Consider the following 11,827-nt stretch of genomic DNA (forward strand, 5'->3'; position numbering starts at 1 on the left):
AAATTTTTCCCATTGACATGAACCTCTAACCCGCACCAGGACTGGATCCATCATTAAAAAACAGCTTGATTTTGACACTTTACCGCACGATCCTTAGTCCCAGGCCTAATTACAAAAAAAGAAGCAGCAACCAAATGGTGTAGCTATGCAAAAGATCATGCAAGAACGTATAACGGCAAACCGTGGTGTTATTTGCTTGTTCCTCATGATGAGATTGCAGAGAATAATACTCTTGATGGCCTGGCTACAAAATTTTGATTAAAGGCTTTAGTTGAAGCATTAATATCTGAGAGAGCTCTACCCATTCACTTTTGGGTAGTCGATCTCGTAGAGCTGAGAATTTATCCCAATGACACCGTCTAAATCGTTTACCGTTCCTGCAAGGACATAGGACACTTCTGGTGGGTTTTGTAGAATTAATATACTGAAAAAAATCATAAAGACACAGCACATTTTTTAAATTCAACTGAGTTAAAAAATATTGCACAATACCCTCATTACCATGAGCCCATTCTCCGAACGGCCATTTTCCTTTTAAGTCATAATACGCCTGCGAAAAGAAAAATTCTTTTACTACTCCATTTAAAAATACGTCAATACCTGAGCCAATAGGCCATCGCACCCATCTTTCGGGCTTTACAAACAAACAAGCTGACTCATCTTGTGGATTAAAGTGCCGGTCTTGGGTTTTCGGTATCTGATTACTAAGCTCAAAAACTTTTGGGATAGTATATGGATAATCATTAGGAATAATAACTTTAATATTATATTTTTTTATTAATTTGGTTGCTCCATGCACAGGCCATTCACCATGCAAAATAATATCTTCGTTTTCTACATCTAACTTTAAATAAAAGAAATCTATGAGCTGTGCCTTAAATTGTTCAAATAATAAGGGACTCGATTTCCACCAAATCATATTATTGTGCCCAAGGTTTTGCGGGATTCTTATAAGATGGAATAGCCTTTTCCATATCTAAAATATCTGCTGCTTTTAGTTCTTCATTAGTTAGCTGTTTGGCTTGTGGTTGAATTATTTTTGAAAAATCATCGCCAAAATGTTTTGCCATCACATTAATAGCGTTCATTTCTGACATATTAGATATTTGCTCTAGATCTTCTTGCAACAATCTAAACCGCTCCTTCAACTGAATCATTGCTTGCTCATCTAGCTTACTAAAAACATCTTCATATTGTGGCGTGGGCTTATTAATAATAATCCTTCCTGACAGCCGCGAAATCTCTCGAGCAATTAGTAATAATGCTCCAATGTCTTCACTAGCTCCGACATCATTAATACAGGGGGCAGATAAATATTGGATAACAAGCAATAACATCGCTAAGCCAGTTGGTTTATCAGGGGATTCTTTAGCAATAACTAAATCATTCCACCTTTTAAAATAACGAGTCACTCTTTGAATCTGATCTGCACCACTTCGATCTTTTGTAGATATAAAATTTTGACGTGCATTTTCAATATATTTTTTTAATGTCTTAGGGTCAGACTGATTCCATGTGCCATCTTTTCGAGCTAACTGATAATTTTCATGATTAACATCATCATAAAACTGAGCATAAACAACCAAATCAACATGATAACCCGCAGTGTATCGTACTCGAATGCAAGAACCACGATCTTCAACATTGCTAGTATGATTTTTTACAGCCTCATATACCCAATTTTTTACATTTTTTGGTTTGTAATCAATGGCTCTTATCGGAAAAACTAATCCAACATCAATATCGTATTCTTGACTCCCTAAAGGAATAACGCCAACGCCGTAAATATAACTACCTTGGTTAATTGTATCGCATGTTGAATGACCAGAAGCTTTAAGTGATTGTTTAATTTTATTAATTAAGATGTCTCTTTTTTCTCGTAGAGTTTCTGTATCAACTTTAATTTTTTGGTGAAAGAGTTCTAATTGCTTTTGAATACTCATCATTGTTTCCCGCTGTGTAAGGTTGACATGGATTTAAAGATTGGAATTAATTTTTTATATTGATCTCGACCAGATATTGCCCTTCCATGAATTTCAAGAGCATCTGCATTCCCAAGCTGAATTAATGTGTTACATGATTTTTCCGAGGCACCATCAAGGTTAAGATATTTTTCTTGATGTGAGGAAGGAGCTGATTGATCAAACCGAAGAATATCGATTTGTTTTTCTAACGTTATAAAATGATCCGCCAAAAATTGAGCGATAAATTGATACCCACTTGCTTGGGCATCCATGGATAACTCTAGCGCTTTAATGCCAAAATTCCAGCCAAATAGTCCGCGTTTTGTTTCATGAGATGTAAGTGCTGCCCCACTTGGAGGAGGGCAAGTTCCTATTGAAATTATCTCAATAGGTTGAGAGGCATAGCTCATCTGTAATGCTTCTATTAAGCTAATTAATACGGGGTTGTTCGCCCATAATCCACCATCCACAAAATATGATTTAGCTTCGTGAGTATGAGGATCATTGATTTCCGCAATAGGAAAAATAATGGGGGCTGCAGAAGATGCAAGACACACTTCACTCAGTTTTCTATTATCATCCGCATTTTTTTTAGGATTGTGCGCCGTCTTAAAAACACGTGCCTTATGAGTAGAGACGTTTACGCTAGGGATACAAAGTCCTATTTTTCTTCTTTGATATACCTCACCTAAAGTTTCATCATTAAATACTTCTCGAAGAATACGATCTAAAAGTTCATTTCCATTCGCAGGTCTAGAGGAGTGAAGCAGTCCCCAAATAAATTTTAAACATATGTTATTTGGTATGGGGCTTCCAAATATCTTTGCCCCATTTTCTCTATAAAGATTAATTATTTGTGGCAACGGTATACCAGCTACTAACCCAGCAGCAAGAATACTACCTGTGCTTGTACCAACAATAAGATCGAACCCCTTCCCTACATCAAGTTGATTACCAAATCTATCAGAAAGTGTGTTTAGTAAAGACGCCGTATATAAGCCTCTCATACCTCCACCATCTAGAGATAATACTCTATATGGTTTTGTTGTTATTTCATCAATAGTCACTATTTATCCTAAAATATGCTACAATTTTATTGTCGATATAGACAACTTTATATTGATGATTATAACAGAACTTGTCGATTATGTCAAGTTAACCATAGTATAGGCGACAACATGGATACATCGGATAAAAATATTTTTGCTGAACGACTACGTTTTGCACGTGAAAAAATACGTAATCTCACACAAGCACAGCTTTCGGAAAAATCAGGTCTTCCTGCAACATCTATTTCTCATTTTGAAAATACTGAGGGATCTCGAAAACCATCTTTTGACAACTTAAGACGTTTAGCAAGAGCATTAGATGTAACAACGGACTACCTGCTCGGTTCTACAGAAAGTCCTATGGGAATAATTGATGATACGGATGCGTTATACAGAGATGTTAAATCACTTTCAGAGGATGATAAGAAGTTTGCAGAGGATATGATCAAAAAAATGATAGAAAGAAATCGAGAAAAAAATAACAAATGAAAAATAAAACGTTACAATTAGCTACTGCCGCGGCTGAGAAAATCGTTAAAGATGAAAAACTCGAGCTTCCGATCGATGTGTTTGCGCTCGCAGAACAAAATAATATTATTGTTGAACCAAAACCAATTGAAGCCAAAGGCGTTTCAGGGATGCTCCTTCGATATGGTGATGATTTTACAATAGTATATGCAACACATATAAAAAATGAGGGCTTCCAAAGATTTAGTATTGCTCATGAACTTGGCCATTATTTTTTACCATCTCACCCTGACAGTGTATTCCGAGATAGCAACATCCATGAGTCGCATGCTGGTTTTTGCTCACATAACCAGATTGAATTGGAAGCAGATCATTTCGCCGCTGGATTATTAATGCCAAAATCTCTCTTTATTAAAGAGGCAGGTAAATTTCAAGATGGGCTAATTGCGATTGAAAATCTAGCAAAAATATGTAAAACATCTTTAGTAGCCTCATCCATTAGATATGCAGGACTAACAGATGCAGCTGTTGCTATTATTATAAGTTCAGGGGCTTTTGTAGAGTACTCCTTTGTTTCGCAGGGCATGTACGAATTTGTTGGATATACGCATTTAAAAAAAGGCATGAAAATCCCAAAAAATTCTCTTACTTATGCTTTCAATCAACACTCCGCCAATATAAAGCTAGTAAAAAGGGAAAATAGCGATACAGACCTAATACATTGGTTTCAAACTGATCATGAGATTTCAGCAACTGAGGAGGTTATTGGTTTAGGCACTTATGATAAAACTTTAACTATTATCACAGCCAATAGTATTGATGCAGATGATAATGATGAATGGGAAGATCCCAAATTTCGCAGATAACGGTAGAATAGTATTTTTAATATAAATTAAATCATGGCGTCATGGCCACCCATCCCTTCCAACCATTGAAATAAATTCAACATACCAATCTGCCCAATATTCATTGGACGCGCTTCAGTAATGCTTGGGCTATAAACAACAATTGCCAAACATTGTGCCCGGGAAATAGCAACATTCATTCTATTTTTATCAAACAAAAAATTCATCCCTCGCGCAGACTCATTGGCATTACTAGTACACATACTTAAAAACACTATAGGTGCTTCTTGTCCTTGAAATTTATCAACACTGCCAACTTTGGCCTGTTCCCCCAAAGCTTGCTTTAATTTATTTACCTGATGATTGTAGGGTGCAACAAATAAGATATCGCTCCATTCAATGGAGTGCTCTATACCATCTTTTGCGGTAAAAATACGCCCGATTAGCTGATTAGCCAACAACACAATTTGCTCAACTTCTTCATCACTCGCTTGTGTATTTCCTTCATGAAAAACTGGAACCGTGATAATGCCTGCCTCTTTATCTAATACCCCCTGATAATCATCGGGTATTCGTATACGTTGACGATCATTATCTGGCGCTGACTCCAACTTCCCTTCATAAATAGCATCACTAATAAATCGATTAACCGCCGAATGCATGCGATAAGTTGTTCCAAGAAAAACTCCCATGGTATCTGGAATAGTAGGTGTTGCATGTAACAAATAATCTAATAGTGACAAACCGCTGTCTTCAGGGTGACTCCCCTGTGACGGCTGTCCTAACTGCATTTGATCACCCATCAAAACAATGTTTTTCGTCGAACGACTCATTGCAATTAAATTAGCAACACTAACCTGCCCTGCTTCATCGATAAAAAGATAATCAAATGCATTCTCCAGATCTTTATGCGCAAATCCCCAGGCTGTTGTTCCAATGACACAACTGGCTTGCATATGACTGGCTATATTTTTATTTTTATAGATATCTATACCAAGCTGAGATAATGCCTCGTCTGTATCCTTAGTACAGGCAAAATACGCATTGATACCTTCCTTCTTGCAATACTGAGCGGTATTGAGGAGTAAATGATTAATTGCCTTATGACTATTCGATGAAATACCAATTTTTTTACCATGCCGTAGCAAATCAGCAATCACATGTTTAGCCGTATATGTTTTACCCGATCCAGGTGGTCCTTGAATGGTCAAATAACTATTGTCCAAACAACGTACTGCTTGGATAACCTCTAAAAGTCGTGATGCTGGATCATGACTCGGAGCTATTGGCTGGCCTGATTCATGACCTGTAATACGTGGGGGATTACGCATCAAGAAATCAAAAATAGCGGTGCCGGAAAGCAGTCCATCCTCAAATGCCTGGACTTGTTCCATAATTGCTTCTGGAATAGGATCAACAGATATATTTTCATCTGGAATCAAAGTAATCACATCATCTAATGATTCTCCTGTTTGCAGTGCAATACAACCCTCACCAAGACGCGAATATTCTTTAATGTGAGTCACACTCACATTTTTTCCATCAGAGCGCTCCTTATCCAGAACAAAGTATTTTTCACATGTTCCTTTAAATTCTTGGTTCGGATCAAATGTGTATTCATATACTAAGTTTCTTGCCTTTGGTGTTGGTTTATAAGGAGGTTTTTTACTACGTACACAATGCGCCAAGCAATCAATATCATCCACTAACTCTTCATCATTTAAACCCATGCGATCAAATAAACGCCAATACATCGGTTTTTTTTCGCGTCGATGAAACTCTAATGACCAAGCCAGTAATGAGGTCACTTTGGCATTTTCTATCGAATCCGCTTCAAGCAATTGAGCAGCCTTCTGTAATAATTTATCGCGTAACAGAACCCGATCTGTAACCTTTTCTTGCAATTCAGGCTCTGTAACCTCTGTTTTACCAAGATAAGAAATACCCTGCTCTTTTTGCCGTAATCGCAGCCAATCAACCAATTCCTGTGTTGAATTACAATCATCAATATTGTAGTCACGAATGGCCTTTAATATTTTTGATGTTTCCCATGACTCTCCATCTGGATCTTCTCGCCAGCGCTCATAGACAACCACTGAGTCACCACCAGAACCAACCTCTGTGGAACGTTTTTCTCGATAAAGATGCTCCACATTTTTAATTGAATAACGCGGTTCGCCCAATAATAAACAACCTTTAACGACCTTGTACAAATCAACAAACACCTCATTGCGCAACAGCTGATCAACTTCATATTCGCAAATACCATATCGTCCCATCAGTTTACGACATGCCGCAATCTCATAGTTAGCGTAATGATAAATATGCATAGTTGGATCTTTCAGCCAACGTGCATATGCCCATCCAATAAAGGCTTTGAACGAGGTTTTTTCTTGATCCTCATCATGCGCCCAAAAATCTTTATATTTCCGGGTTCCATTCTCATCAAAATACACTACACCCCATAAATACTCCAAGCCCCCTTCTTCAAGTGGGAAACCTTCAATATCAAAATAAATATCGAGTGGTGACGCCGGAGGAAGTAATGATAACCCCATTTTTTTCTGAGCATCATGGGGCAGAATTTGATATAAAGGAATGTCTTTCCCAGTACTCTCTTTTTGAATTTTAGCTTGTGCTTTTAATCGCGAAAATACATCGGTATTTATGCCCTTAATGCGATCACAAGTCGTTTCAACCAAAGCCAACATGGTATCAATACCCGTTCTATTCAACTTTTTAATTTGGCTTTTTGTAATGGTTGCGATTTGGCATAAATGATCCACTTGTTTTAGCAATTCTCCAGCATGGTTAGACCAGCGACCCCAACTGCTAGAATCAGCAGGATTTGGCCTGTTTTGCGCAGAAAAATTTTGATGCGTCTGCAAAAATCGATGTTTCAGATTTTTGTAATAATAAAAATAATCATTTGTACGCAAACGAATTTGGTCGTTATTACCAAGCACTACCACAATATGCTCTGGTCTTCGCCCTTGTAATGTCTCCAGCATTTCAGCATAACAACTCAACTGAACAATAAAATAGGGCTTTACTGTTTTAGCCAGCTTGGTGTCCCAAACGTCATAACAAAAATCACCGAGACGACTTTTCCCTTCTACTTTTACCAAGAAATCTGCACATCCCTTAAATGGCAATGCTGACAATGCGGCTTGATAAATAATATCCGCGCCCGATTGCATCGCAGCCAATGTATCTTCCGTGGCATGAGGGCTTCTCATAATTTGAGCGACCGACAGCCCTTTCTTAACAAAAGAATTTAAGACCTCTTTTTCATGCTGGAGTCCTTTATGCTGCAATAACCCCATCAATTCATCTTCTTTATCTGCGGGTGGCAACAACTCAGGGTTGGTGAGTGCAAAATGCTCCATCCATGAAGAAAAATGGCTGTCCATATACATGGTTAAGTCTGAAGGAGAATAAATTATTTGATCTGATTCAATGTACATAGTAATCAATACCCAGCCATTTTATTAAAAACCGTAGACAAGGATGGCCTTGCTCGTAGGTAATTATAACGGATAATGCGAAGTCTTGCTTTTAATCAAATTGGGAGTTTAGGAATATGGTATTACTGTTAATGCAATAAAAATCTCAAGATCTTTATCAATTCTGGCAAATATAAATCACAATACAGAGTTCTTAATAAATCAAGTGTGATCCTAAGAAGTATTGCCCAGAGAAAAACTCCAAGAAGCCAGATATGAGTTAAATTTCTTAAAATAGCTTGATCTGGAATACAGATGCTACATTACAATCCACTTATGAAGGAGGTTTTTCCATAAAAAGCCCAGCCCGTTCAACTAGATTGATCATCTGAGTCGCCGCATGTACCGTCAAGGGATGATGGGTAAAGCCTGGACGTGGAGAGATATAGACTGCCATTTCGCGAGCAAGGTCGAGCTGACGATCAGATGCTCCTGCGAGTAACGTGATCATCAAATTTTCCAGCGCGATCACTCGAACACGGAGCTGCACTAACTCGGCATTTGTCAACTGAGGAACAGATTGGACTTCCTCAGAAATTGGACTCTCCTCTTGACAGCGTGATGCCGCACCGCCTTCATTCTCCCACCTGGATAAAGCTTTAGCTGTAGAGTTATTTTTAATCGACATGTTTGATATTTTAGCCATTATGTGTCCTCCTCAACGATATCCAATGCCTATCACGTAATAACTCAGAGCATCATGTTGGCCAACACAATAAATCATCTATTTAATTTAATTGTCGACCTAAATTTTATGATTACAAGATTTTAGCTAATTGCCTTACATACATTAGTTGCATATCTGTGCTGTAATTACAATTTTGTTTGTAAAACAAATTTATTTATTTTATTCCTAATACAACGAGCTATCATTATCAGTATAGTACTATGCATTGTTTATAAGAGGCCAAAATGTCATTAATAATTGTAAAAAGATGGATATATGACATTTATAAAGATATTCATACGAAGAAATAGTCGCGGATAGCATAAAAAAGTGGGTACGTCCATATAAAATCTTTCAATGCTAGGATGATTAGTCAAGACTTATACTAAGTTGATAGTGTCGGTTCTCATGGGAGGACAAATTCAAACGGCTGCTGCTGCGGTTCGAGCACCACAGCATTCATCATTACGCGATGAAGCTTATGACCTACACGATGATTAATCTTAGGCACTTTTGCAAACCACCATAACCACCTACAACACCACATGCCCCATTTATAAATTGGCAGAAATAGTTAGCCAAGGTTCCCCGTTGTTACAGGATGACTGATGCGTTCTAATTTGATGACATAAGTGCAAAAAAAACTAATCAAAAAATAGGCTCTGCATATCCCGATAAAAAAATAGAATGGTGGGATATGAAAATTTTATCTGCTAAAAACTAGCAACGAGGTGTTCAACTAAGTCGCGGAGCATTTCAATTGCATCATCTCTACAATACAGTGCTGTAATCGGACTTAAAACCTTAAGTTTGATAAATTAAATTTTCATGAGAGTAAGTTAGCAATGAATATCACTAAGTATCCAATTTAACAAATCGTCACAATTGAAATAATAAAATCATCTGTATCCAACGTTCATGACGTAATCACGTAATATCGAACTCTCGAACTCCGCTTTCTCCATAAGAACCAGAAGAGCATCACGTGCGTTAATTACCCCCAACGGTTTGAAATGTTCGTCTACTATAGGGACATGCAAAAGATTGTTCTCTTTCATAGTCGTCCACACATCTCCCAACAAGTCGCTTGGACGACAGCTCGTAACATTTTTGGTCATCACCGTCGCAACAGGGACTGTACAACCGCAACCCTGGCAAACCGCCATCATGCGAACAATGTCTGTTCTAGTGACTATACCTACCATTGTTCCAGCCTTGTCACAGATAACGATAAGATTGATGTGTCGACCATCAAGAAGTTTGGCAGCCTCTATTAGCGGAGCATCATCTCTTATAATAGCAAGACGTTTCTGCGCTACAGCAACTATTTCCTCTACTAATGCCATATATTCACCTTTCTGCAATCATTGATACGTAATGTAATGATAACTATAGTCTAATTTTTTAGATTAAATAAATAAACAGGTTCAAAAATGAAATTGTAACCTCTTGTTAATAATTCAGATTGATCCGATATCCAACAATCCCTTATCATTTAATTATCGTTGGATAATAAATTTGAATAGGTCTCTTCTTTCTATTAATTACCGCGAAGTCTGTTAATTTATGAGGATGAACGGAGGTCTTGCTCATAATTTCCAAAACCACAAAATGTCGAACTACTTCTGCATCTGCAATAAGAGAGCGATGACATCTCCATGGTACGGCTTCAGCGCACATTATGACGACTCTATGGCTATTTTTTATTAAACTATTTAATTCTTTCAGCCCTTCGAAAAATTCAGATGTTTGCATATAATCTGCAAAGCCACGAAAGCTTTCATTGCGCCACCCCATATTGATGGAATTATGAGTCGTTCGACGTAAACCACCTAATTTTGATAAATGAGTATAGGCAATTTTTTCTTTTCGAAGTGATTCTTTTAGTTCATTTTCATTAAACCATGGAACATGGCGAGATTTAGGTATTGTGCGTACATCCACGACGTGCGTAATTTGATACTCATGTAATATATCAAGAAACTCCTGCAGAGTATGGGTTGAATGTCCAATTGTATAAAGTTTTGGCATGGATTCTATTAAACTCCTCAGTTTAACTTAATATCTTTCTATTGTTAAAAACGATGTTTTTAACTTACCTCTCAGTACATAGTGCAAAATCCCATCATTTTTTAAATTGAATGGTAGTGAGTTTTCTTATTCATAGTTTAATCTGTTATCTTCTTGAGAGCCGACCCTTTATGCATTGCCATATGGTCTGTTTTGTCGCTTTTAATCAAATATTGTGGCTCCTCTTTTGAGGCATGAACCGTATAACTCTTAAATTTAATTTCAGACGTAATTATTTTTTTGATTGTTCCTCTTACTCTTCCTGCTTCTGAGTTCCATTCAACATGATCGTCAATTTTAAACTCTTTTTTCATTGATATAATCTCCTATTAAAATTTCAAATTGCGCTGGTCTCCAGTAACCCCTTATTGTTTAGTTTCTGCAGCAATAAATGAAAATAAATAAATCCGGCATAGGGATACCATTTTTTGGTAATTTTTGAAATTTGCTCATAATCCAATTTTGTTTTGAGATGTAACAATAGTTGTAAATTTTTTGCCGCACCTACATCATCTCCTGGGAACATTTCAATTTTTCCCAGTCCACGTAACAAAACATATTCTGCAGACCATCGTCCAATCCCTTTAAATTGACATAAAAATGTCACAATCTCATTATTGGTCTTTACTTCTAAATCATCAAACAAGGTTTCATCAGCAAGAATTCTGGACGATAACTCAATAAGTGTTTTGCATTTATTGGTGCTAAAGCCTAATTTTTTTAATTCAGGTATTGAACAGTTAACTACATCTTTTGGAATAGGAAACGCATAAAATGTTCCCTCTGTGTCATTTATACTTTGTCCAACATATTGAACAAAGCGGTTTTGAATTTGTAATCCTGCATCAAGTGATAATTGTTGACAGGAGATAGCATTCACAAGAGTCTCAAAAATACTTGGAAATCGAGGCGGCTTAAGTCCTTTAAATTGCATCACCATAGGAGTTAAATAAGGATCTTGTTCTGCAATACGATAAAAATCGAGTAAGTTGCGATTAAGACCTAACATCATTTCTAATAATCGAATTAATTCTATTTTTATTTTTGGGCTAATTTTTTTATTGGTAGATACTAAAATTTCTTTTTCATTTTTTTGTTCTACATTGACTTTAATCAGTTGATTTTCAATGAAAAATAACCGCGTATAGCGTTCATTATTCCATAAATCAACACCATTTTTGCTTCTTCTACGTAAAGCCCAAACGGTGTAATCTAGTCTGAATGGATGTGTTGGATGCAAAAGAAATGACGTATGCAT

General features: G+C 36.9%; 11 protein-coding genes. 2 read left to right on the forward strand and 9 right to left on the reverse strand.

Annotated elements, in window-relative coordinates:
- Positions 1 to 244: 244 nt before the first annotated feature.
- From Ldro_RS13505 to Ldro_RS13515, 3 genes are read right to left on the reverse strand one after another with little or no spacing between them, the layout of a single operon-like run.
- Positions 245 to 919, reverse strand: coding sequence for a hypothetical protein (locus tag Ldro_RS13505; protein ID WP_058496958.1), 675 nt, complete (start codon positions 917 to 919; stop codon positions 245 to 247).
- 1 nt (position 920) lies between these two features.
- Entirely contained in the window at positions 921 to 1,946 is a 1,026-nt protein-coding gene (locus Ldro_RS13510; protein ID WP_131764453.1) for a nucleotidyltransferase domain-containing protein, read from the reverse strand.
- Complete coding sequence (locus Ldro_RS13515; protein ID WP_058496960.1) at positions 1,943 to 3,031, reverse strand: CBASS cGAMP-activated phospholipase; 1,089 nt, start codon at positions 3,029 to 3,031, stop codon at positions 1,943 to 1,945. The genes Ldro_RS13510 and Ldro_RS13515 overlap by 4 nt, the downstream gene beginning before the upstream one ends.
- Before the next feature lie 111 nt (positions 3,032 to 3,142).
- Here Ldro_RS13515 and Ldro_RS13520 point away from each other — a divergent pair, with 111 nt between their 5' ends.
- Both Ldro_RS13520 and Ldro_RS13525 read left to right on the forward strand, forming a co-directional pair.
- Positions 3,143 to 3,502, forward strand: a complete 360-nt coding sequence (locus tag Ldro_RS13520; protein WP_058496961.1) for a helix-turn-helix domain-containing protein — start codon at positions 3,143 to 3,145, stop codon at positions 3,500 to 3,502.
- Positions 3,499 to 4,347 carry an ImmA/IrrE family metallo-endopeptidase gene (locus tag Ldro_RS13525; RefSeq protein WP_058496962.1) on the forward strand — a complete coding sequence of 283 codons (849 nt, stop codon included), beginning with the start codon at positions 3,499 to 3,501 and terminating at the stop codon, positions 4,345 to 4,347. The genes Ldro_RS13520 and Ldro_RS13525 overlap by 4 nt, the downstream gene beginning before the upstream one ends.
- Before the next feature lie 26 nt (positions 4,348 to 4,373).
- Here Ldro_RS13525 and Ldro_RS13530 read toward each other — a convergent pair whose 3' ends face one another.
- The 6 genes from Ldro_RS13530 to Ldro_RS13555 form a co-directional block, all read right to left on the reverse strand.
- Positions 4,374 to 7,793, reverse strand: a complete 3,420-nt coding sequence (locus Ldro_RS13530) for a TM0106 family RecB-like putative nuclease (RefSeq protein ID WP_058496963.1) — start codon at positions 7,791 to 7,793, stop codon at positions 4,374 to 4,376.
- Positions 7,794 to 8,106: 313 nt separating this feature from the next.
- Positions 8,107 to 8,478, reverse strand: coding sequence for a hypothetical protein (locus Ldro_RS13535; RefSeq protein WP_131764452.1), 372 nt, complete (start codon positions 8,476 to 8,478; stop codon positions 8,107 to 8,109).
- Positions 8,479 to 9,398: 920 nt separating this feature from the next.
- Entirely contained in the window at positions 9,399 to 9,845 is a 447-nt protein-coding gene (locus Ldro_RS13540; RefSeq protein ID WP_058496964.1) for a CBS domain-containing protein, read from the reverse strand.
- 145 nt (positions 9,846 to 9,990) lie between these two features.
- Positions 9,991 to 10,530, reverse strand: a complete 540-nt coding sequence (locus Ldro_RS13545; protein WP_058496965.1) for a DUF488 domain-containing protein — start codon at positions 10,528 to 10,530, stop codon at positions 9,991 to 9,993.
- Between the two features lie 137 nt (positions 10,531 to 10,667).
- Positions 10,668 to 10,883 (reverse strand): hypervirulence associated TUDOR domain-containing protein, encoded by a 216-nt coding sequence (locus tag Ldro_RS13550; RefSeq protein ID WP_058496966.1) that lies wholly within the window; start codon positions 10,881 to 10,883, stop codon positions 10,668 to 10,670.
- 23 nt (positions 10,884 to 10,906) lie between these two features.
- On the reverse strand, positions 10,907 to 11,827 hold a 921-nt coding region (locus Ldro_RS13555; RefSeq protein ID WP_058496967.1), incomplete at its 5' end, for a DNA-3-methyladenine glycosylase family protein.

Source organism: Legionella drozanskii LLAP-1 (genome assembly GCF_001467585.1).
GTDB lineage: Bacteria > Pseudomonadota > Gammaproteobacteria > Legionellales > Legionellaceae > Tatlockia > Tatlockia drozanskii.